The 23,086-nt window shown below is 49.7% G+C and carries 22 protein-coding genes; 4 read left to right on the forward strand and 18 right to left on the reverse strand.

Features of this window, described 5'->3' with window-relative positions; translation table 11 throughout:
* Positions 1-13: 13 nt before the first annotated feature.
* Genes ACESMK_RS08910 through ACESMK_RS08920 form a run of 3 tightly spaced genes read right to left on the reverse strand, consistent with a single transcriptional unit; the run spans position 14 to position 2,632 of the window.
* On the reverse strand, positions 14-1,513 hold the full coding sequence (locus tag ACESMK_RS08910; protein ID WP_372997364.1) for a toprim domain-containing protein: 1,500 nt from the start codon (positions 1,511-1,513) through the stop codon (positions 14-16).
* Positions 1,513-2,157, reverse strand: coding sequence for a hypothetical protein (locus tag ACESMK_RS08915; RefSeq protein ID WP_372997366.1), 645 nt, complete (start codon positions 2,155-2,157; stop codon positions 1,513-1,515). The genes ACESMK_RS08910 and ACESMK_RS08915 overlap by 1 nt, the downstream gene beginning before the upstream one ends.
* The gene (locus tag ACESMK_RS08920; protein WP_372997368.1) at positions 2,150-2,632 is read right to left on the reverse strand and encodes a hypothetical protein; all 483 of its coding nucleotides are present in this window, start codon (positions 2,630-2,632) and stop codon (positions 2,150-2,152) included. Before ACESMK_RS08920 ends, ACESMK_RS08915 begins: the two co-directional genes overlap by 8 nt.
* Positions 2,633-2,706: 74 nt before the next feature.
* On the opposite strand from ACESMK_RS08920, the gene ACESMK_RS08925 reads away from it, so the two are divergent.
* From ACESMK_RS08925 to ACESMK_RS08940, 4 genes are all read left to right on the forward strand, one after another.
* Positions 2,707-3,045, forward strand: coding sequence for a hypothetical protein (locus ACESMK_RS08925; protein ID WP_372997370.1), 339 nt, complete (start codon positions 2,707-2,709; stop codon positions 3,043-3,045).
* Positions 3,023-4,075, forward strand: coding sequence for a hypothetical protein (locus tag ACESMK_RS08930; RefSeq protein WP_372997372.1), 1,053 nt, complete (start codon positions 3,023-3,025; stop codon positions 4,073-4,075). Before ACESMK_RS08925 ends, ACESMK_RS08930 begins: the two co-directional genes overlap by 23 nt.
* 4 nt (positions 4,076-4,079) lie before the next feature.
* Positions 4,080-4,748 (forward strand): hypothetical protein, encoded by a 669-nt coding sequence (locus ACESMK_RS08935; RefSeq protein WP_372997374.1) that lies wholly within the window; start codon positions 4,080-4,082, stop codon positions 4,746-4,748.
* Positions 4,749-4,993: 245 nt separating this feature from the next.
* Positions 4,994-5,191 carry a hypothetical protein gene (locus ACESMK_RS08940; protein ID WP_372997376.1) on the forward strand — a complete coding sequence of 66 codons (198 nt, stop codon included), beginning with the start codon at positions 4,994-4,996 and terminating at the stop codon, positions 5,189-5,191.
* A gap of 74 nt (positions 5,192-5,265) precedes the next feature.
* On the opposite strand, the gene ACESMK_RS08945 is transcribed toward ACESMK_RS08940, so the two are convergent.
* The 15 genes from ACESMK_RS08945 to ACESMK_RS09015 form a co-directional block, all read right to left on the reverse strand.
* Positions 5,266-6,389 (reverse strand): IS3 family transposase gene (locus ACESMK_RS08945; RefSeq protein WP_372997378.1). Its coding sequence is split into 2 segments (ribosomal slippage): positions 5,266-6,131 and positions 6,131-6,389, totalling 1,125 coding nucleotides; the frame shifts between segments, so codons are not numbered across the junction.
* Positions 6,390-6,472: 83 nt separating this feature from the next.
* Entirely contained in the window at positions 6,473-7,771 is a 1,299-nt protein-coding gene (locus ACESMK_RS08950) for a type II secretion system protein (protein ID WP_372997380.1), read from the reverse strand.
* 15 nt (positions 7,772-7,786) lie between these two features.
* Positions 7,787-8,323: a type 4 pilus major pilin gene (locus tag ACESMK_RS08955; RefSeq protein WP_372997381.1), complete on the reverse strand. Its 537-nt coding sequence runs from the start codon at positions 8,321-8,323 to the stop codon at positions 7,787-7,789.
* A 45-nt stretch (positions 8,324-8,368) separates the two neighbouring features.
* The gene (locus ACESMK_RS08960; protein ID WP_372997383.1) at positions 8,369-9,487 is read right to left on the reverse strand and encodes a type II secretion system F family protein; all 1,119 of its coding nucleotides are present in this window, start codon (positions 9,485-9,487) and stop codon (positions 8,369-8,371) included.
* Positions 9,465-11,243 carry a GspE/PulE family protein gene (locus ACESMK_RS08965; protein ID WP_372997385.1) on the reverse strand — a complete coding sequence of 593 codons (1,779 nt, stop codon included), beginning with the start codon at positions 11,241-11,243 and terminating at the stop codon, positions 9,465-9,467. Before ACESMK_RS08965 ends, ACESMK_RS08960 begins: the two co-directional genes overlap by 23 nt.
* A gap of 25 nt (positions 11,244-11,268) precedes the next feature.
* Positions 11,269-11,862: a hypothetical protein gene (locus ACESMK_RS08970; RefSeq protein ID WP_372997387.1), complete on the reverse strand. Its 594-nt coding sequence runs from the start codon at positions 11,860-11,862 to the stop codon at positions 11,269-11,271.
* Positions 11,849-13,174 (reverse strand): hypothetical protein, encoded by a 1,326-nt coding sequence (locus ACESMK_RS08975; RefSeq protein ID WP_372997389.1) that lies wholly within the window; start codon positions 13,172-13,174, stop codon positions 11,849-11,851. Before ACESMK_RS08975 ends, ACESMK_RS08970 begins: the two co-directional genes overlap by 14 nt.
* A complete protein-coding gene (locus tag ACESMK_RS08980; protein ID WP_372997391.1) occupies positions 13,171-14,763 on the reverse strand; it encodes a hypothetical protein in 1,593 nt (530 codons plus the stop codon). Before ACESMK_RS08980 ends, ACESMK_RS08975 begins: the two co-directional genes overlap by 4 nt.
* Positions 14,760-15,593, reverse strand: coding sequence for a toxin co-regulated pilus biosynthesis Q family protein (locus ACESMK_RS08985; protein WP_372997393.1), 834 nt, complete (start codon positions 15,591-15,593; stop codon positions 14,760-14,762). Before ACESMK_RS08985 ends, ACESMK_RS08980 begins: the two co-directional genes overlap by 4 nt.
* A 51-nt stretch (positions 15,594-15,644) precedes the next feature.
* Positions 15,645-15,917, reverse strand: coding sequence for a hypothetical protein (locus ACESMK_RS08990; protein WP_372997395.1), 273 nt, complete (start codon positions 15,915-15,917; stop codon positions 15,645-15,647).
* Between the two features lie 17 nt (positions 15,918-15,934).
* Entirely contained in the window at positions 15,935-17,083 is a 1,149-nt protein-coding gene (locus ACESMK_RS08995; protein WP_372997397.1) for a type IV pilus twitching motility protein PilT, read from the reverse strand.
* Complete coding sequence (locus ACESMK_RS09000; protein ID WP_372997399.1) at positions 17,070-17,987, reverse strand: type IV secretory system conjugative DNA transfer family protein; 918 nt, start codon at positions 17,985-17,987, stop codon at positions 17,070-17,072. Before ACESMK_RS09000 ends, ACESMK_RS08995 begins: the two co-directional genes overlap by 14 nt.
* Entirely contained in the window at positions 17,987-18,511 is a 525-nt protein-coding gene (locus ACESMK_RS09005; protein WP_372997401.1) for a DotD/TraH family lipoprotein, read from the reverse strand. The genes ACESMK_RS09000 and ACESMK_RS09005 overlap by 1 nt, the downstream gene beginning before the upstream one ends.
* Complete coding sequence (locus ACESMK_RS09010) at positions 18,508-21,501, reverse strand: hypothetical protein (RefSeq protein ID WP_372997403.1); 2,994 nt, start codon at positions 21,499-21,501, stop codon at positions 18,508-18,510. The genes ACESMK_RS09005 and ACESMK_RS09010 overlap by 4 nt, the downstream gene beginning before the upstream one ends.
* Positions 21,501-22,991: a hypothetical protein gene (locus tag ACESMK_RS09015; RefSeq protein WP_372997405.1), complete on the reverse strand. Its 1,491-nt coding sequence runs from the start codon at positions 22,989-22,991 to the stop codon at positions 21,501-21,503. The genes ACESMK_RS09010 and ACESMK_RS09015 overlap by 1 nt, the downstream gene beginning before the upstream one ends.
* Positions 22,992-23,086 lie beyond the last annotated feature (95 nt).

Below are 23,086 nucleotides of genomic sequence, written 5' to 3' on the forward strand. Positions count from 1 at the left end.
TATGTAAAGATAATCAGAGTCCCGGGCCCCTGATATCAAAACGTGGCTCAAGGCCGGGACCTGGCTCAGGCGCCAGACGATTTTCGAATCTCGCTGGGTCGATTCCGGCAAGGCTTAAGGTTTTTTGAATTTTGGATTGACGGTCGATCTGTGGATCGAGAAGGGTTGCTTCAATAGCCCTGGCTATGTCCGGTTCCAGAAGAGCTGGGGCTTCAGATTTGTGTTTGTGGAAAAACGCTACACCACGAGTGCTCATGCGGCCGTTTTTGTCGAAAAGACAGGAATAGCTTCTTGCTAGCGAAGCCCATGAGCTCGGGTGACCAACACCCATCCCGCTAAGAGCTAGTGCGATGGAGGTTTCTTTTTTCACTTCAAAACTCTTATGCGTTGCGCAAAGATCCGGTGAACCAGTCAAGATGTCATCAGACAAAGAAAATGTTGTGTCAGGATAGCTATAAGTTTGCCCCCGGCTTTGACTGGTTGTCGCTGTGTAAAGCCTGTCATGCTTAATCAGTCGAACACGCGACCGGGTATCGGGGTCACTCATTGCAAAGAGAGTCGCGTTGCAGATGTATCGGTGTAATTTTTGAGCTAGAACGCTTTTACGGGAACTTCTCTGTCCGCGTGTAGGAGGGGAGTCAACATAACGAGTTACGTAAATCCCTGGATGGGTAGTTTGAGTGGATAAAGGAGTCCGGCGACTCCAATTATCGAATCCGCTTTCATTAGAAAGGTTCTCTAAAGCCTCATGAGCAGATTCGTTAAGCGTCATCGCGTCGGTTCGGAAATAAGAAATCTCATCTCCCGTGTAAAGCTCTTGAAGCGCGTTAAAAGTTTCTTCAGGAGTAGCGCCAAGCTCCGGCCCCAGCGCATATAAATGGCGTAACCTGGGAAGCTGTCCGGGCTTTTCTATACCAAATTGAACGCCATTGCCCTGAACGTCATTGAATCGTTCGCAGAAAGCCATACCGTTATCAGCATCCTGACAACTGATTGATTCAACAGTTTTTGTAATGGCAAGTGAGGTAGCTGAAGCAAAACCGAGAAGCGCACCTGCCGACCTGCTTAAGAACATCCCATCATTGCCAGAGAAGCCTAAAAGGCGATCGAATATCCGTCTCGATAAAGCAGGCGGCTCTGCTGTAGTCACAGGTCTCAGTTTTTCAATAGCTGTAGCTACAGATTTATCTGTGAAATCGAAAAGCTCGGCTCTGTAGGTCTCCAGGCCTTCTCTGAGCTTTCCGATTGTCCAAGCAATCATGTCCCCCTCTTCATCAGGGTCAGTTGCTATAACGAGCTCAGGGGCCATCAAATCACTTTTTATTGATTCGTAATGACTTGGGTCTACTGCCTCGAATCGCTGAACGTTGAAAGACGTGGTTAGGCCAATCTCCGATGACGGTAAATCAAATAATCGGCCATTTGTCGCTATGACCTTACCGTCTATTTGATTAGCCCTTAAGGCCCGCTTGAGCGAAGCCGCCTTATATGGAGACTCAATTACGATTACCATCAGTCGAATATCGACCAGTTTTCAGTGGATTGGCTTTCACCAGCGCCTTGACTGTCATTTATGCTAGGGGTTGATACATTCTGTTGTGACTCTTCCAGAGAGTCACGCGCCGCATCGGCAGCGCCATCTTTCAAGTCATCCGCCAACTCAGATCGACCTTCTTCAGTTGCCAGCTTTCCAAGCGTATTAGTCAGACCGTCATTAAGCGTTCGATCGAAGGATACACCGTTTTCCATGACACCTGTCAAAGCGCTTGTGTCAATTCCAGCTGCCCCTCCAATTTGTGCAAGTTCTTCTGGAGACACAACGTCACCAATTGCTCCAAGTGCGCCCTGAAGCCTTTCATTTAAACGGCCCTCAAGGTTAGAAACTACACCTTGAATCGTACGGCATGCATCGTTACCGTTGAAGGAATAGCCATCCCCCGTCTTTTCGGGAAGGCCATCCAGAGACAAAGAGATTCCGCATCCTTCATTAGGGTTTGTGTAATGGTAAGGGCTTCCTTCCCTTTTGATGGAGAAATCGAGGTCTTCGCAGTCTTGCACGACAGCGTTGCGAGGGGGTTGCTGGGCAAAAGCGAAGCTTGAGTGCAAAGCAACTGAAGATAAGATGGCGACCATCAATCCTTTTTCGAATTTAGGCATATTCGGAAACCTCTTCTGCTGACCTGGCAAATGATGACAACTGAAAGCCAACCTTGACCATAAACTGAACCCTATCCCTAACCACTTTCGCACTGCTTACATCGCCATCTCTGGTCAGGCATATTCGGTTAGCTACCATAAAACAGGCTGTACCTGAGCCTACCTCATTTTCAGCTAATGACTTCTGCAAGCTGTGCTTTTCCAGAAACGCGAGTGCGGCTATACACTCCCGGAAAGGAACGGAGGCAAGACAGCTTATTAAGTCTCGGAAAACATCTGTCTGCTCGGGTGAAGGCGGTATCTGCACCACTCCAGGCAGTGATGACTCAATGCTATCAAAAAGTTCAGGAAGCTCATCCCGCTGGTACACCCACGTCTCTCTTTCTTCTGCAGACGCCAACACCTCCTGGATCTGAGGGCTAAAGTCGTTCCAAAAACGAGTGATGTCGGATTTTGATAATGTCTTGGACGCCACAGCTCACCTTGTCTGCGTATGATATTTAAAATATAATAACTTGAGTTCTAATCCAGGACAAGCAGGGATCACTTGTGAGCTTCAGCAAAAACCTTGGCGACATTCTTTTTAAGGAAGGCTGGTCATTAGGCCCGCTATCCAATTACGTCGGCCCTGAAACAGAAAACCGGCTTCTTGAATTTACTGGGTACGATGACAGTCAGCGGCGTGAGGAACTCTGTCTTGACGGGCTCAAGGAAGCTCATGTGATTTCTCAGAAAGAATACGTCGAGGCGTTGGTACGGGGAATGACTCCCAGCCAGGAACATGCCGACCGTAAGATGCAACCGGCACCACAAATTGATGCTGTCTTACCTAACGGCAAGAAAGTAACACTAGGAGAAAAAAACAATGAGCCGAAATTTACTGGCTAGCCTGTTTTTGAGTTCTTCGATTTTTCTTTCAGTGCCCTCTCCTGCAAATGCTGCCGGCATTCCAGTTATCGATGGAACTTCAGTTACGCTTGCGCTCAGAAAACTTGTTACTGACGTGAAGTCCTGGGCTCGAGATGAAGCGCTAAAAAAAGCGGGAATGGAGAATGACCTTCAGATAGCCAAAAATCAGGAGGCAACTGACACCAACATAGCCGCCAATACGATTGTCAGGATAACCGATGCGCTGGAGGAGACTCACAACCAGGCAATGGACGCACAAGTAACACCAAGCTTTATGGCCTGTAAGAACGTCTCTGTATCTCGGGCGAGGAAAAGCGCTGAATCTGCAGCCCGAGATACCTCTTGGCGAGCGATGGCAGACTATTGGAATAGTGAATTAACCCCGCCAGGAACCAGCCTTAGGGGATATCGAAGAGCACGTAACGCTCAACTCACGGAAGAGATGGATGCCATCAACTCTGAACTCAGCGGTACCGGAAAAGAGCAGGCCTTTTCTCGAGCTGACGTGTTTTTGCGACTTGGCCCCTACAGCAACGATCTGGTCTATAGTGACACCGAAGTGCGATCAAGCAAGCTCTTTGTTGACCTTCTCGTCGGTCCATACAGTGAGCGAGCGGAGCTCCTACTAGGAGAGAAGTCACTTGAAGAATTAACAGAAAAGGAGAGGATCGAACTCGCTCGGGCCACTATTAGAAAAGGCGCTGTCCGGGCTGTGCTAGAGAAAATACGATCTGATTACCTGCCTGATGACCAAGGAAACAGTTTAGCTCTTGCCCGAGAGGACTTTATTATCAACAGCAGGTTCGGCAACGATGAGTGGCACAAAAAGATTACTTGCACATCCCAAACAGGCGATCCTGGTAATTGTGCAAACGATTCGATAGTTCTCAAAGAGATTGCCGTAATGATGGGCCAAGAGCTTGAATTGGCCAATGAGATATTAAAGCAAAAACGACACTCGAACATGCTGCTTTCTTTGTTGGCAACTTCTGACGACGGGGTGCAGTAACTCTATGGTTAGAACTTATTTTGCTCTTTCTCTCGTATTTTTGTGCGGGTATCCAGAAGTCGGTTTAGCCCAGCAGGTTGATCCCAACCTCGGTGCTGCGCACGCACTTAAGCAAGTAGGTGGTCTTGCTGCATTGATATGGGCGGCCTCCGCGGTGGGCGGGCTCTTAATGATTTGGGGCTCTATAAACCGATGGATGAGTACAGAGAACTCAGAGCGTGAAACGATGGGCGCCGGGAAGCTTCTTGCAGGGCTTTCTATTGGCACCCTAGCTGTCATATTGCCTTTCGTCGTTGTTATTGGCGGGAACTCATTGTTTGCCCCTGAGAACCCGGTAAGCTCTGTTGAATTTCAGCGCCTTGCTATTGATGGTTCGCTTGCTCAAACCGAAGCACTAAGTATCCAAACCGGACCTGGCAAATATGTGCCAGCTGGGGCATTAATCGCCTTTTATGGGATCCTGATCGCTATAGGACTCATTTCAATTTATATGGGCCTCAGAGATGCCTACGTAGCAGTCATGTTTGGCAATGATATGTATGGCACCAGCATGCCATTCAAAACAGGGAAGATTCTTGGTCATTTATTTTTTGGACTCGGACTGATCTTCATAAATCAAACTCAATGCTTATTGGTGCTTACCTTCGGTGGCACTCAAAGCATGTGCTGGTAGCCGGTATAGTACGGCGCAACAAGTTCGCCAATAACCGGCATCCACCTCGTAAGCGACCGGTAATCCCATCTTTAGCAGGCGATGCTGCCGTCAGGATAGTGCCCACTTATTGTCAAGTGGACACTTAACATGAACGAATTCAGCGTAACCAAGCCCTTCCAACGCCTTCGCCGGTATTCCTGGGAATTCAAAACCGGAATTGACGCCCAATACAGGGCCCTGGTGCATCCGTTTCCCGGATCCCATTGGATAATGGCCTCAACGCCAACAAGGTTCGGCGCTGGATCAGCGAGGCACGGCGAGCAGATAAAACGCCTTCAAAGACACCGGGATTTGTACCAGTGGATCTGCCAGCGGCAACCTCAGCGCCGAGCCACCACCCGGTCTCCAACAAGCGTAGCACCATCCGCATCGAGATTCCCCGCGCCGGTGGTGTGGTGTGATAAAAAAGTTGGTAACTAATGCCGTAAGAGCTTGATGTAGCGTTACCTTGACCTGCCCCCAATCACTAAACCACTCACTGCTTAGTAATGTCGGTTAATTTCGACCCTTTTCCCGTAGTCCGGTAGCCAGCGGCAAACTCCAGTGGTGTCTGGTAGCACAACGCTGAATGGGGTCGGTTTTCATTATAATCTCGTCGCCAGTTACCGATGATCTCGCGGGCATGAGCCAGATCCCGGAACCAGTGTTCATTCAGGCACTCGTCTCGGAAGCGCCCATTGAAGCTTTCGATCAAGCCGTTCTGAGTCGGCTTCCCAGGCTGGATCAGCTTCAGTTCCACCCGGTTATCATAAGCCCACTGATCCAGAGCCTTACTGGTAAACTCCGGCCCCTGATCTGTCCTGACAGCCTGAGGATAGCCTCTGAAGGCGGCTATGGCATCCAGTGTGCGGGCAACCTGGTCACCAGATATGCCATTGGCCACGGGGATGTCGAGACACTCCTTGGTGAAGTCATCGACAATGGTCAGGCACTTTATCCGCCGGCCGCACGCCAACGAGTCCATCACGAAATCCATGGACCAGGTCTGGTTTGGAGCCTCCGGCAACACCAGGGGCTGACGCTCCATGGCGATACCCTTGCGGCGCTTGCGTTTCGGTACGGCCAGTCCAGCCTCCCGATACAGCCGGTAAACCTTTTTGTGATTCACGTCGGTGCCTTCCCGTCGCAACAGTTGGTGAACACGCCGATAACCAAACCGACGGCGCTCATGGGCCAGTTCCGTAATACGCTCGCTGAGCACATTGTTGGCGGCCGCAACGGTGGAGCGATAGTGAAATGAAGCGCGGGATAACCCGGCGAGAAGACAGGCCCTGCGTTGTGAAATCGGCGTTTGCTCCTGCATCGCCCGCACGGCCTCGCGCTTGTTCTCGACGGTCAGTACTTTCGGTTGAGGGCCGCCTTCAGCGCTTCATTGTCCAGAAGCGATTCAGCCAATAGCTTCTTGAGCTTGGCATTCTCGTCCTCGACAGCCTTCAACCGGCGAGCTTCTGAGACCTCCATGCCGCCGAACTTCTTGCGCCAGGTGTAGAAGGTGGCATCAGAAATGTTGTACTTGCGGCATAACTCTTTCACCGCCAGGCCGGCTTCGGCTTCCTTCAAAATGCTGATGATCTGCTCGTCTGAAAATCGCTTTTTCATGTTCATCGTCCTCTGCTGTGATGAACATTACTAAGCTAGAAACGGTTAAGCCAGAGGCGAGCAGGTCAGAAGTGTCAAGTTTTTTAAGAACACTTTGTGACAGCCATGACAGCAGCCAAATCGTCCGGGGGTGTCACTTGCCCCTCGTCTTGAACAATACCTTCAAGTTGAATTCTCCAGGATGCGCCGGCGTCTAGAGCTAATGCCTGAAACGCAGCAATATTATTCAAGCTGTTCGGAGTTGTTCGGTCCACGCCGGCAAATCGTGAAACTGCTGTATAAATCGTTGGATTCAAGCCTGTTGGGCACGTAGGCTTTGGTATCAACTGATCGTGATTCGCCATGTAAACGTCAGTTACAGCTTGATTAAGCGTTCGACCTCTCTGTTTCGAATAGAAGTCGTCCGCAGCCATTTGGCCGTTCCCTGCTCCACCGATGAGGTCGAGCACAGGGGCGTCGACAGCAACACCGTTTGAAGCTTCAAGCAGCAACTCGCCGTCAGCTTGGTTCGCAAGCCGAACGTTGAATGTCGTTTCACTTCCGTCTCGAATGAATACAATTTCGGATCCAGAACCACCTCGACCGTTCAATCGAATTGCCGTACTACCACCGCCGTTATTGCCAAGCAATGCACTTTGCGTATTGTTGGCTGATTCCGCAGCTGTCGGAGTCCCACCCCAAAATACATTGTTGGCATCAACCAAATCGTTGGTTCCATCCCCCATGTCCAGATCTGCCTGCATAGAATTCTGCCCGGTGATAGAAAGCCATGGATCGGATCCATCACTCGCATTATCGACCACGACGGTCATTGCACCGGTTTGAGGGTCATACTGGTAATCAATATAAAGATCCAGCGTGGCATCGCTGATCTGTTTGGTGGAAGTGTTCGCGTACCGGCCTTTCGCAATCCTCATCGCAGTACCTGAAAGGTCGGGTCGATTTTCACCGCCGTACTGAACTGGTGCGCCTGCTAAATTGATATTGGCTGTAACCAAGTTATTAGCAGCAGCATTACGTGTTACCTCGGTTTGGTATGCCAGCCCATATTTGGGTGCTAAGTTAGCTGTGAAATTGCATGAAAGGTACCCTTCACCCGGGGCTGTCGTAGCGGGACCGCCACAAGTGCTATCCCTGAGCCAATCGACACCATTGTAGGTAGTAGGTCCAACAGGAACTAACGGTCCCTGGTCGAACACGTACGCTGTCACTGCATTGGCAACAATTGCGATCTCTCCACCAAGCTCAGACATGGCGTCCTTTTCGCGGTAGCGCTCAACAACGTTGGCAATCAAGGTGAGTATGGTGCCGCTGACTGCCAACACAATCAGCAGCTCCAGTATCGAGAAGCCTTTTTGCACCGTTTTGATGTTAGTCACCATACTCACCCTTTTCGCTTAGTTGGCTACGATGTTCAGATCTACTGGATCGGTGGCATTACATGCTGTCTGAACCGCAGTGGGATCGTATTCGTCGGAGGGGTCCGCTTTAATATTTGTGTTCGAAGCGTTTGTACCCATCGTTACCGATTCACGGGCGATAATTCGAACAATTTGCTGGCATGCCTCGCTGGTCAGATCTTCGGAAGTGAGCAGCAACTGGCGATTACCTGTACCAGTCGGACCAATGTCCACAATGCCGTTGAAGTTGTTCCGAATCTCAGTGCCGGCGATCCACTCTGGCGGGACTTGGCCAGTCCCAATGAGCCAGGCCACATCGGCATTCGCATAGCTAGACGCGAGAGAGAAGCCTTCCTGGACTGTTCCAATCATTTGAAGGTAAGTGGTGGCTTCCTCTTGAGCATCAACAGAGCCGAACAGTCGTTCTTTGGCAAAGTAAAGTCCACTTGCCAGTAGGCCAATTACGGCCAGAACAATGATCAACTCAATCAAAGAAAAGCCTTTTTCTTTTACTTGGGTTTGCATTTTTTTCATGGTTACTACCTTTCTCTCTTGTGAATCAAAATTGATTTGGTTGGGTCAAGCACCCATGTTCATGTTTGAAATCATTGGGAGGACAACGCCTCCTATTCCGCTAACTATCCAAATAATGATGCCTGCAATGGCTACTTTCATAACCGTGTTTGCGGCCTCAACAATGCTGTCGATTCTCCGCATTGCAGCTTCCATGCTTCGTCTGGCTACTTTTTGGACCTGTGACTCAAACTGGTTACCACGACCATAGACTCTGAGCAGCAACTTGGTCTCTTTGTCGAATAAGTCTGTTGCTACAGCTGCCCCATCGGTTGCACCCTCCTTCACTGATTGCTCCATCATGTCTATGTGGTTTGCCAAGTAAGGCCCCGAATATTCCTTGACCATCGGCAATGCCCGACTCAATCGAATTCCTGACTCCATGATTGTGCCGAGGGTCAGCAAAAAGCTATTCGAGGTGAATATTTGGTAGAAATTCCACGGTGGAAGATAACGATTCAAATACTTATCTCTTATGGAATTTGTTAAGGTCGTCAACATCGCCAATGACGCAACAAAGTAAAAGGCAATGCCGGCTAAAATTGGCAATGTATATAGCTCCAGCCACTCACCCATTGCAATAAGACTCGTGGTACCACCACCCCATTGATCTTCAGGAACCATTGTCGTGAACCCAGGCAGGACTCCTGTTGCGAAGCCATACAAAATCCCCAGAGCAGCCGCTGCCAAGCCTAAAGGCTTCAGCAGTGAAAACATTTTCCCTTTGAGAATGAGGGACTGCTCATTGAAGTAGATCAGTCTGTGAAAACCTTCAGCTAACAACCCTGTCTTTTCAGCCGACTCAAGTACAAACAAGTCAGTCTCAGGAACTACACCACGAAGGGCTTTTGCAATCTCGTCACCTTCCTTCAACTGCCGGACCAGATATCGGTAAAACTGGCCACGTTTGTCACGGCTGTCTCGGCCATACTCAATCGCCAGGGCTTCGGCCGTTCTGTATGGAGTAAATCCATCCTCAATAAAAGAGGCAAGCTGTGTGTAAATCTCTTGTTTGGCCTTTCCCTTCAATTGGGGCTTCGACTTGCGCCGCGGGGATGACCTCATAAATGCCGGAAATAATGTCGTTAAATCCATCATGGCCTCAGATATAGAATGCTTCGTCATGATCGAGCCGCTTGAACTGAGCCTCAATCTCATTGGCACAGATAAAGCCATCCTTCAGACGACGTACTGCCGACTCCTGTATAGTGATGCCTCCGCTCTCACGCCAAGCCTCATAAGCCGCTAAATCATCACCCTTCTTAATTGCATTAAGGATTTTCATGTTTGGAACTACCATCTCTGGCACAGACATACGACCCTTGAATCCAGCATTTACGTCTGGCTTTGAACCGTCACTTAAATCGGAACACTTAGAGCAACCCTTAGTGTTAGCAACATATACATTGTCGATTTGATGGTTAACGGCCTTCTTAACCCGCTCAAACCGATCCTTGGCTATAAGGTCGCGCTGATATGCATCCTTAATGTGAATTCGACAATGCGTGCAAACCTTCCGTGCAAGGGCCAAATGAAGCATTCCCGCTATAAATTCAGGAGCCGCAAGCGTTAAGCGTGAAATGCCGATATCTTCAAGACGCGAGATTTGAGCTAACGCATTCGAAGCGTGCAACGTAGACCAAACGAAGTGACCAGTCTGGGTGGCTTCAACAGTCACTTTCGCACTTTCCCGGTCCCGGATCTCACCAATCAAAATACAGTCTGGATCACGGCGAAGGGCCGACACCAGGTGAGCTGCCATCTTGTCTGGCGAAGAAACAGAAGTCTGCTTCGCGTTATAGATCCGATATTCAACTGGATTCTCAACAGTGATGATGTTCTTTCCCGGGCTCCGATATGCATAACCACCGATGATGTTTTTGAGCATCGTCGATTTACCGGAACCAGTTGTACCCGAAACACAAAGGAAGCCGTACGGTGCTTCCATCATCCGATTAATCAGGGACTCCTCGTCTTCATACAAACCGAGTTTTGTCAGTGGTACGAAGCTTCCTTCCGCGTTCTCACTTCCATCACTGAGATCATCCAGTACCCGCAGAACAGCGTGAATACCCTCGCCTTCAACGTTGTCGTGCGCATAGCGAAGTTGGTAATTCTTACCCTTAATCGGATGAATGATTGATGCATCCTGGGGAACTCTCGAATTGAAACCATCTTCAGTCGCCTGAGTTATTGTATTGAAAACAGAGCGAAGGAACTTGAAGGTTTGCTCGACCGATATGGACCAACTGAATTTGGTGATCTCGACGTTACGCGAGTCAATTCGATACTCAACCGTGACTTTACCCCTGGCTACGGTGATATGGATATCAGAAACACCGTTCGATACTGCGTCTTCGACCAGAGACTCGAATTGAACATGCTGGTCACTAGGCGCAGCACTCAGTTTGCGGCGGTGTTGTTCTTTAAGCTGGGCATGGAATTCCTTGAAAAGGGCATCAGGAACAATGGCAATAGTGAACGGTTTACCAGAGGTCTTCACCTTACCTTCTGTATAGGCGAGGTCCTCAACCTCTTCAGGCTTAAGCTCATCCGATTTAAGCAGCCAAAGTGATCCGTTACTCGCCTGGAAGATCACAGCCTTTTCAGACACTGAATCTGAAAGAATGTAAGGGCGCTTCTCGTCTGCCGAAGAGTTCTTAACATCTGACACTGGGATAGAAAGCAGCTTTTCAGGAGTTGAAATTTCTGCCAGTGATTCAAGGCGCTTGACGCCAGAACGGGAAATCCTAACCGGCTGGCCTGCCACCTTTGTTTCCGACACAGACCGACGGCCGCCCACGACGGACAAAGAGGGCTCAGCTTTCTTGTCAGCCTTTGTCCTAACAACAATCCGCTTTTTCGTGGGCTTATCAGTCATTCCAAACGCTCCTGGCTTCATGGTGTTACATCATTCCATCACTGCCATAGGTGTAAGAGTCACCATTCTTGGTGACCTGGATCGAGTTCTGGTTGATTGACTCGATAGTCCAGCCCTGAATGCTGCTGCCCTCTTTCACTTGAAACTCACCCTGGGCGGAGCCGTTATCGCCTAGCACAACCACACGGGCCCGGGTGGAAATGCCCTCCCCCTTCAATACATTCAGCAACCTCATGTTAAGAGGTGGCTCTTTGGTGGCCTTAGACCTGGGGGAAACAGTTTGATCTGTTCTTTGCGCATTGGTCGCGCTGTTAGCCAGGAGCCTTTTATAGCGTTGAATTTGTGCTCTCATCTCCTCAATTTCTGAAATCGACGTGCTTTTCTTTGCCTCCAGATCGCGCAGTTCAATTTTCATCCGGAGGACTTCGTTCTCAGCAGCAAGCCGCTCAGACTCTTGTGTTGCTAACTCTGAGCGCATGCGTTCGTCATTGATCCGCTGGGCCATCTCAATCTTATCGGCGACTGTCATCGCCGAATTTCCAGACTGTTGGGCCGATAGCAGTCCACTGAAAGCAAAGCCAAACACTGAAGCCAATAAGGCAGCTTTACTGAAATGCATAATGTCCTCGCATCGCAAATTCTTCATTGTTGATGACTATCTCAGTGACCAGAACGCCTGGCATCGAGAGTTCGTGAGCCGCGACCTCGAGAAGCCCTACAGGGCCACTTACTGAAATGCCGCCTTTTTGGTATTCCGCAGTGAATGTGGAACCACGGAGAAAAGAGCTATTGTCGATAGTCACTTTCTCAAAAGCCGAAAGCTCAACATTCAGATCTAACGCGGGGCTCCTTAGAAAGGCGGCTGTGTCCAGCAACCTTGACCTAACGACATCTGATGCAGGAACAATGAAATCCCGATCAATTTCTTTGCTGAAAGACACAGGTTTCCTGAAAAGAGCCTCTCGCCCACCGAGATTCACCTGTACACCAGCCCCAAGCGCATCCTCAAGTACGCTCGGCACGCCATAACCAGGAGACTCGAACTTGAAAACACATTCCGAAGAACTAGCTCCACAATTGGCAGCTATAAAGGACCAGGATTCAACGGCTACAGGCACTCCCTCAGTAGTCGACATAACTATGTCGTAAGCTTCAGCAGAACCCACGTAGCCAAAGTCTCTCTGCATTGCTTGCTGATACGAATTCATAGCGCTTCGTCGAAGTTCAGCGTCTGAAGGGCCTTTGCGACTGACCTGCTCTGGTTCGGCAAGGAATATCTGATATAGAAACCAGGCAATGCCGCCGAGAAGCGCAAAAACAATGACAAGTTGTATTGCAGTTGATGCCGTTGAACTTCTACCCTTGACCAGAACGCCAACATTCTTTTTAGGCTTATCGTCGAAGATTTCGTCAGTGGTAAGCTCAAAAACCTGAACTTCCTCAAACACTGATTCACAACTAGCAATTAAACCCTCAAGGCTCTTTGCCATTGCTTCGTCAGCCCCAACCCAGTCGCTCTCTACGAAAGAAAGAGGACGCGACTCACGTACGGCTCCAATCCAGTATTCACCATTTCCAAGATCGATTTTGAATACGCCGTTGACACCGAGCTCCTCGCTGTAACCAATTCCTTTCTTTTTGGCCTCCTCAATAAACCAAAGCATTAGGGATGGCTGCTTCAGAATGTCCTGCTCTTCCGCAGCATCAGGGCTTCTCAGAACCTCTTCAATCTCTGCATAACCAGCCGCAAGATACCCCGCAGAGTTACGCTTACTTTTCCCCTTGCCACTCTTCCCTTTCAGGTAGGCCGCGGCTGCAAAGTCCATCGCCCGCTCTTTGGCGTCGATTCCCTTTGCCGTCGAGCCAGCCAAGCTAGACCAAGTTAGCCCAGCGACCGCGACATGACCGTTTATGTCGATCAGTCGAATCATGCGCGGGGCTCTCCTACAGAGTTACCAAGGAGGACTGGGGTGATCATGATTACAGCCATTTCTCGATTCGCATTATCGCGGCGGCTACCGCCGAAGAGCTTGAATCCTGGCCAGAAGGAACCAGAGTCCTTGTATTCATCGTTCTTCACATGAAGACCGGTAAGAACCAGGGTTGAACCGCTGCGCATGATGGCCTGATTGATAATCTTGCGGCGCGTGATGTCGGGCTGCTGGACGCTGGCCTCATTAATCTGACGCTCAAACAGGCTTACCAGGTCAGTAATGTTGATGCTGTAATGAACAAGAATGCGGTCATCAGCCAAAATCTTGGGCGTAACCTGCATATTTAAGCCAGTGACAACTTTATCCTGTTCAATTTCCGTATCCACACCACTCGAAAGGTCTGAGCGAGAAGTTGTTACAGAGGAGATGTAGTTCGTAATCCGGGCCGTCTCCAGGGGGACAGTGCGGTTGTTGGTCGTAATATTTGTAGAGCGGGTGACAATGGCAACATTCTCTTTCAGGGCAACATTATCGTAGTTAACGCTTGAGCCAGCCCAATCACCCATCAGGTATGCGCCGTTGAAATTGATGCCGGCGATATCCCCAATGGGATCGGAAATCTTCTGGATTTGCGCAGAGCTCTCCATACCGGTGTAGAGAAGGTCGAGGGAAAACTCGAATTCTTCGTTATCGACATCAGAAACCGAGTAGATGCGGACGTTCAAGGCAACCTGTCGAGTCAGATCTTCATTTACACGCCCCACCTCCCGCGTAATTGCATCAACCACATCTTTGGTATCTGTAACTGTAAATGAACTTGTTGATGGTGACCTGGTGATTACGCCGGCATCGGACATCAGCCCGGCCATTAAATCCATAACATCGCTGTATACGTTCTTGGCGATCTCACTGTTAACGCTTTCCGTACCGCCAGTCGCTTCGCTTGACTCGCCAGATGCGGTAGTTGTATCCAAACGCTCGTCAATAATGTTGAGAGCGAAGGATTTTGTTACGTACCGATGAAAGATTATGACCCCATCATCAATACGCCATGCAATATTGAACCGGCTCGATACCATGTTCAGAAGATCTTCTACGGTGCCATCAACATCGAAGGTAATTCGCTCACGCCCTGTCCCCATAAGCTCGACATCCTCGCTCCAGCGCGACGCCATCATAGGAGCTCCATTTTGATCGATCTGACCAACAGAACCACTGGGAAGAGAGCGAATGACATCCTCGGCAATCCTGGTCCGAAGACCGGTTATTTCGGTAACCAACTTTGAGATTTCCTGGATGCTCATTGGCGAATAGGTTGAATAAGTGAAACTTCGCTTCAGCTCAGGAGGCAAGGGATCACTCAATTCAATTTCCGCGGGAGATCCAAGCCAATAACGATCGATCTCCCGGAAGGCTTCCCGGTGCCGGTGAGCGCCGGCGCTATCCAGAGCCACCTCTGCCTCGACTGCTGAGCGCTTGGCTTGATCTTGAGCGCTCTGCTGTTGAGACTTATCAACACCCATGCTTGAACAACCCACCAACATGGTTGCCGCGAGCACTATCACAAAAGGAAATCGCTTCATCATTTAATACCCCGGATTCTCAGAACTCGGTTTTTGCTATTCACTTCCGCGCCGATCGGATACCCGGCATCTGAAAGCGCGTACATCAACTCCCGAGCAGCTTCTTTAAAGGTGCCGACAAACTGAGCGGGCGCCGCCATGGTATAATCAGAGGGGTAGTCCCAATCCACATACCATTCAGCACGCTCACCCCACGCTTGTAGATTTTCACGGACAGTAAGGTCTTGGCTGATGTACCAAATCTTGTCGCCGGCCTTCATTTGACCAATATTGCGATCAGCTGCAGGCACTCCAGCTTCCCGGGCCGCACGAAGCCCTTCCACATCGGCATCAGCCGCTGACAGCAGGCGGGCGTAGCCAGGATCTCTGGAAACACCCACAACCTTGTTTTCTTCATTCACGGCAATAGACACGTCGTTGCGCTTCGAAATGTCGCGCAGAATATCCTGCCAACCCCCCTTGGTAGCCCATACCGCCGGCTCACGCGGGCTGACACTGCCGTCAAAGTTCACAGCCCACTCTTCATCCGGTAACACAGCCTGAACAGCTTGGCGCATGGGAACACCAGCACCACGACTCATTTCGTCGCTGGATTCTGCTGACTCAACGCTCAACCGGTCACTACCAGTCATCGGGATATTCCGATCTTGAGTCTCAGATTGATTCTGCGGTAGGTAGGACTGGACACGCTTTGAATCCATTTCGATGTACATCGGCTCTTCGGTAAACTCGACGGAGCCATCATCATCCAGGGGTGCGATATAGACTCCTGCATGAGCCGTCCCGAAGGCCGAAATCATAACCAGCGACAAGCTGCGTGCGGTGTTATTCATTTGTCTCACCAGAAAAATTGATTTAACAGTTAAATGCTACTTTTACTTGGGTTAATAGTCAACATTTATGTACGTTCTTGGTCGTGCTGTGTAACCACCCGCCCAGCGCCGTAACTTCCTGCGGTAGTAGCCGAAAAAGGTATAGCCTTTAGAATCGGTGTATTTCAGAAAACCGATCCAAACAAGCATCGCTACAAAGCTTAGCCAGCCTAGAAACCAAGGGAGGAAAAAGGCCAGTATAATGGGGGTTAGTGCGGAAAAAGGCAGCTCAAGGAACAGCCTTTTTTTGCGGGAATGGGCAACGTAGCTATCAATATCTTCCATACAGCCACACGCCCCTTTTACATGTAAGCCCGGTATGGTCGTGCAACACGCTCATACTGCTTTTCGGTGATTTTTCCTTCTTCAAGGCGCTGCCTTGCAGATTTCTCGAAGGTGACGCCTTCGGTCACAAGGACGTTCATCATCTCGGAGGTGATATTTTTTGCCGTCGCCAGGCGCTCCCGAATTTCAGAGGTCATGATTACGTACTCGCGGATAGCGCATCGCTTACCATCAACAGTTGGCAAAAGATCTTGCGCTAGAAACATCTGGCCAAGATCAAACAAGTCACCCTGGATGACTGCTTTCTGTGAATCATCGAATGGCGCAATGAGCCGCCGGGCCGCCATTGCAACGTTATTAGCGTGGGTAGTAGTCACAACGCCCTGCCCCGTGTTGGCAGCCATCAATGCCAACTCAATCTCATCACGGGTCCGAATCTCACCTACCAACGAGTGCGTTGGCGTCTGGCGAAGACTGTCCATCAGGCCTTGAACAAAACTGTCACACTCACGGCCGATTTCACGCTGAAGGCAGAGGCTCGAGGGATAAGTCAGCGGGTATACAAACTCAATCGGATTTTCCCAGGTCAGCATGTTCATGTTTGCATCGACCTGTGAAAGCTTATGGTTGAGCAGTGCCGCAAGGGTTGTACTCTTACCGGTGCCCGTGGCACCGATAACGATGATCAAACCTTTCCGGAAATTCTCGAATTGCTCAATAATTTCCGGTTCAATGTCCAGATCCTCAACACTCGGTATCGTCCCGGGAATCGTCCGTAGGGTTATGCGATACCCAATCGTGTCATTAATTCTTGCCGGGACTGCGCTACCGCGGAAACGAATGTACCGCCCTCTTCCGATCTGAACAGGATAGGAGAACTCCTTCTTCTTCCCCCCCATCAGAACGGCGTCTGAGCCCCGACCTGCCACTTCGGTCAGAACTGTATCCATTTCATGCTGTGACAGGCAGCGAGGCAGCAAAACCTTTTTGCGGCCGTGCAAATCCATCGACGGCTCAACGTCTGTAGTAAAGAAAATGTCGCTCGCGCCAAGTTCATGAGCATGGCGAAGAATTGCTTGAACTTGGTCACCTGTTGAAACGTTCGGGATCTGATCCTTCACAAACATTTCAGGATCAAAGCGGGGGCCAGTATCACTTAGACTCACGGTAAACCTCGTAATCCAGTTCTTCGATGGGAATTTCGCGGAAACTTTCTCGCGGATCGAGAACGTCTGCTCTCCAGCGTTCATGGTCCGTATTGAATTGGGCCGGCGAAGTTATCTGATAGGTGGTCTTATCAATCCCAAGCCGATCACCACCGCCAGTGACCATCTGGTTCTGAACAGCAATGAAGTCAGGATCGATAAGCTCTTGCTCCAACAATCTCAGGTACCGAACCATCCCTACAAAATCACGACGAAACCTCGATATTCTTAACTGGATTTCTTGATCTGCCTGACTCAAGCCGCGTTTCCAGCCTCTCAATACGTGGGTTGACCATATTTCCCGCTCTCGCTCATCATCGGCAGAGGGCAAAATAGATCGCGCCGGGTTATTCGCTTCAAGATTGGTCGTTGTGATCAGATAATCCCGCCAGGTCGGCGGTACCGTTGTTAAACGGGTATTCTTGAGGATCTTGTAGTTCGTTCCTGTAACAGTCAGAAACGAATCATCACCTTCTATGTAGTTCCGGGCTTCCTGGATGACAGCAGGCAAGCGGTACAGGCGAACCTCATTGTCATAATCTCCCGGCACCAATTCCATTAACTGCCGGAAGTCGAAGATTTCGTCGTACCTATCTTCTTGCTTCAGAAGAAGATCATGGTACTCATCCATTCTGAATGCATAGCCCTTCTGAACCCCTACAGCTTCTGCTGCCTGACGCATGGCTCGCAACCGAAGATCCGCGGATGCGTCATTAGACGACTTCTCATCAGACATGTAATCGCTTGAGAGATTAACTAAGTCATTCAGGGAGTTAGGTGCGTTAACGCGCTCAAGATTGCTTGCACTCGCACCCTGAGCAGCTAAAAACGCCGCACAAATCGAAGTAATCAGCAATCGTCGCATCAGCCGTTAATCTCCCGGTTGTAAACACAGCGCACCAACTTGCTAAGCGGGTAAATCTCCATGGTGAAGGCAGAGCCGGTCTGGCGGCCTAAGTCCATCACTGCGGAATAAAGGGGCTCATCCCGAATATTGATCCTCACCCAAATAGGCCTGCGTGGAATTGGCCCCTCAACCGTACTCTCGTATTCAACGGCGTCGGCCAATAACGTGCAGACCTCATGTGCGTCTTTAGGTGGAACATTCATAGAGGCGTGTTGCTTGAACTCGGCCGGCACCTTTTCATCCCGGGCCTGGAGGATTCGCTGCTGCTTCTCTTCTTCTGTAAGCCGCTTCTTGCGCTCTTCATCTCTCAACTTAGCCAAGAGACGAAGCTCATCAACAATCTCTACCTCTACCCTCTCCATCGACTCCTGGAGGTTTGAAGATGCAACTGACGCTTGAGCTACCGGCTCATTCGATGCGCAGCCAGTAAGGGTAAAGACTGCAGCGAGTGCTAATGCCCCGCAGATTGAATTGCGATTCATTCGAGTTCCTCCGAGATTGAGAGCCGCCAGGTGTCTGGCTCCATCAAGATTTTCTTTGCAAGAATTTGGTGCCAACGCTTTGCCATCTGTGGGTCGTCAAACGTTGCCTGCACATATTTTGTGAACTTGTGGTGGAAGTCGCCGATTCCCCCTCCCGGAAAATTCTTTCCGAGGATCCTGCACGCTTCCCAAAAGCCAACTTTGTCCTCAAGCGCATTCCGAAGATCAAGATCCTCCGCGGTGCTAGAGAAAGCCCACAGTTCCATCGGGCCCTTCACATCCCGGCAAACCTGCCAGGTAGTGTTGTCCTTCTTCTTAGCGAAATGGAGCATAGTTCCCGGACCACGTTGTTCTCGCAGTGCGTGCTCTTTGATGTCATCTGAGAACTGATAGCGCTCTTGCCGGCCGTTCATTTCGGTCCGATCGCTGGCGGACATAAAGAAAGTGTTTGTCGCGATTTCCCGCTGCTCAGCTGTAACGTGAAAGTCGTACTGTGTAGCCAGTGAGATGATGAGGTTGTTCTTACGACCTTTCCGGCGACAGCTAATAATCCTTTTGTCCAAAGAAGGAATGGTGTTGAACTGGTGATATTCATCGAGAATCAGGTGGCGCTTGGTATTGAAGCTACCTTTAAGACGCTCAAGGTGATAAGACTTAACCGCAGGGTCATCGGAGAAAGTCGGCGAGCTCACCACTTCTGGAGTCTGGAAGAATTCCCTGGCGCCAGCCACCATAGCCAACATAAACATTGTTGCGGACTGCTTTCGGCCGGTAGCGTCATCGGTCGAAACAACGTCAGCGAGGTTGATTACTAAGAGATCTGTTTCATTCAGATCAAGATTTGTAGGCGCATTCAGCAGGATTACGTTACTGATGGTTGATTCTGTGAAGATGCGGATGTACTCGAGAAGAGGAACCGAGCCTATGGTTACATCTGCAAACTTACGCTTCAGATCATCATCTTTTGCAATGATGGTGTTTATGTCCCGCAGAAGGGGCACAGCCTGACGTGTTGCCCTGTTCGCTAGCCGATATTCTCCGGCATACAACATTGCGTCAGCTATTTCCCACCATAGCGGGGTTTCATCGAGCTCGATGTCACCCCTGTCCAAGCGCTTGTCAATTTCGGGATCTTGATGCCGCTTGTACTGAGCCGGATCACCCTTCCCGCCTGACTTGTCAGAACGCAGCTCATACATCTTATTGATGAGATCAGGAATGATCAGTTCTAGGTATTTTGAGTCTGCCCCGTCTTCTGTTGCGAAGATGATCCCCAGCAAACTGATCAGATCCTGCTTTTCCTGATCAGTTGGGTAGCGATTGCACGTCATGGTGTCGAACGGGTTGATAAAGGTCTGGCCATCATTGCGCATCGTGAAGTAATGCGCCCTGTGAGCCCGCTCAGGGCCCAGTATGGATTTGAAAAGCTTTACGAGGCCGACACCAGCATGACCAACATCCAGAAAAACTTGCTTCGGCAACTGCTTGTTATCTTCGCTCAGCAGTAATGCAAGTGTAGAGCCAAATAGACCTACGGATTTACCAGAGCCTGGGGGTGCAAACCAGTTGTTGTTCCACGTTGTCTGGAACGGGGCGCCCATCATGAAGGGCATCGGCTTATAGTCCGTTGAGAACAACGGCATTGCGCCATTCTTAAAGAATGATGCTGGCCGATCTACTGGAAGATAAACCAGAGCGTCCTTCAGGCGTATAGCTGAAGGCACGCTAACAGGCTTTCTCGCCATGGCTGGGATTCCTTCGAGCCAAAGGCGAACAGGGTCATCGAGAAATTCCACGGGCCGCAATCCGCACCAAGAGCTAACTGCTGCTGAAAGCTCCTCTTTCCGGGTTAAACATGTATCCTTGTCTTTTCCCCATGTAGTGAAGGTCAGATGGCCTTTGAGAGCATTTGCCTCATTCCCTACCAGGTAATCTCTTAAAACAGTCGCAGCTGAAGCCTGCTCACCATTTGCCTTATTGAAAATCTTGGCAAGCATGGCCATCCGATGTTTCGAGTTTAGGAAGGATCGAACCTGATCTTTGCCGGTTTGGAATGTAAAACTGGCACTAAAAGGAAACCGCCGCTCGATCCTGCTAACCATCTCCGTGAATGCTTGCGGCCGATCAGACCAAGTTTCGATCTGAATGGGAGCTATGTACCTGTTATGGCACTTCACTATCGCTTCTTCATCTTCCAACTCTTTTGGACGCTCAGTCCAAAACTGGTTCGCTATAGGAGGCTGGGAGAGCGGAGTAGGGTCGGAAGGGTTAGAGGTAGAAACCTGAAGCCTCGGAGGAACCGCTCTTTTGCTCTGAACCTGTTTCAAATTGAAGCGATCGTCATACCTGCCAGTAATAAAGGTGTTAATTACTCGCGCAAGTTGATGAACCGTAGTGGGTTCAGTAACGCAAACTTCAGAAAAAGCACCGGTCAGGTTCTTAACAAAAGAGTTGTGCTTCGCTAGAAGTCTGCGATAACCACGACGGGGATCCTGCCCCATTACAACGTAAGGTGTGACATCGCGATCTTTGATCGCTCTTTCCTGATCGGCCTTCGAGAACGCAGCAAGAGAAGTTTTGACAACAACATAACAAGCCTCAAATGGAACGCGCTTTTGACTCCAGATACTCTCGCGTTCTTCTAAAATCGGCTCAATGTTGAGGTCTAGCCGCTCTGCAACACTCCGCAACTCGTCAAGTTGCTTCTTAGCTACATACTTCCCACCAGCCTCAGGATCTTGAATAAAGACAAACTGAATTTGGTGGCCAGGATTTTTAAATGAAGCGTTTAGGCGATCACTTAAGCGTTGGACCGCCTTTGGATGCTCTTTCTCACCGAGGTGAGTCTTTGCTCCATCCAAAGAAATGGCAGAGCAGTAGTAGCCATCAGCAGTTACAAACGTGTGGTCGTCCTCGACGGCCTGAAGATCACAAAGATCGTAGGCCGTGAGTGAGAGTGTTTTCGCGAAGAACTGTTTGAGTCCAGACATCAAAAAATAAGACCATCGTCACTCTCATCGCTGTCTTCAGTGTCTGGGGCTACAGTCTCAGGAACATCCTGGATGTGCTTAATCACCAGGGCCTCAAATGAGGCTAATCGGCGGTTTTCTGGGAGATCGAGTAGGGCATCTAACTCAAGCTGAACACCTGACGGGTTTTCGCCTTTAAGAGCCGCTCCTGCAACAAACATCCTCAACCAATCCGACTCAAGACAGTCGATGAAATCAGTTAAACCAATAAGACCATCAACAACGTCGTCACGATAATATAACTTAGGCTTAAAGGCAACCTGACTCGGCGATAAAGGTTGAGTTAGTAGAGAAAAAGGTGGCAGAAGACCCAAAGAGAGAGCTAACTCAGCTGCCTTTTGCTTTTCTGCCGACCTAAGGAACACATTGATGCGCCCTGTCCCATAGCTGCCAACAACGAACCCATGGCGAGAGAATTGGTCAGCTGCTCGACCAAGAACAACTCTCTCAATACAGCGCAAGTAAGCAGTCCATGGTGAAGGCTTGTTAGAGTCCTTGTTCGACGCAATAGCTAGCCAGTAGATTTCATTTGCGATACTCCGACCGACACTGAACTCATCTGGCATATCAGGGTAGGGCAGGGCATCCTTGTTCTTATCGCAACTCCAACCACCTCTTATGTCGATAATAGAGTAGTGGGCCATCTCTGCCACCTCCTCCACACAAGCATAATGACGACTGGTACGATCTCCGACACCAAAGCTCTTATGACTAGCAAATCGGCGGTCTATTTCTCTTACGTCAATATCCAAAAAGAATTCTTTTGACTCTGCCATCTCTAGCATTTTCGAAAACGATTCGTCTGATGCAGAGTCGTTAGCACTACGACCATTCGCAGAACCAATGCGCAAGACTCCAGACTTAATAGTAATCGGCTGCCAGGACCGGGATGATGGAAGCCGCCTGGACAACAAGAAGTTCGCAAGGGCTGATCGAGGAACCACGAAGGAACAGATCTTGGCGCCAGCAGGGATTCTCGAAGAACCCGCTCTGCCCTGGTTGTATTGAATGCTTTGGGCTACAGCGTTGTTAATCTCAAGATTGTCAATCAGAGGCTCCGTAATTGAGTCAGGAATAACAATCTCGGACAGTGATTGGCGCAAGCCTATCCTAGAGTCCTGCGGATCAACTGGATTGCGATCTTGCACTACGTATAGCGCACGATTCAAAACTTTATGGAGATACTCGGCTGCCTCTGAAAGATCTCCCTCCAATCCCCACTCTCGGATCAAATACCCAAGATCCGTCCTGAAGAAGTTTGAGCTACGAATATGGCGGAGCTGCCCGTAACCACCCTGGATAAAATCATAGGGCCGTATGTTGGTAATCCAAAGCACGTCTGTTGATAATTCATGTGTACCACTGATCTCAGTAGACTCACCGCTTTCGCATGCATATCCATCAGTGGGTTTCTTGGGATCTACGAAGAGCGCAATACCGATTTTGCTCACTGAAAAGACTCCGAAAAAGTTGGTAAAAATGGCAGTTTTCTAAGGGTAGTTTTTGACCGCCACAGATGCTCGATAGAGCAAGCAAAAGTTGGTGT

Source organism: Marinobacter sp., from assembly GCF_041687235.1.
GTDB lineage: Bacteria > Pseudomonadota > Gammaproteobacteria > Pseudomonadales > Oleiphilaceae > Marinobacter.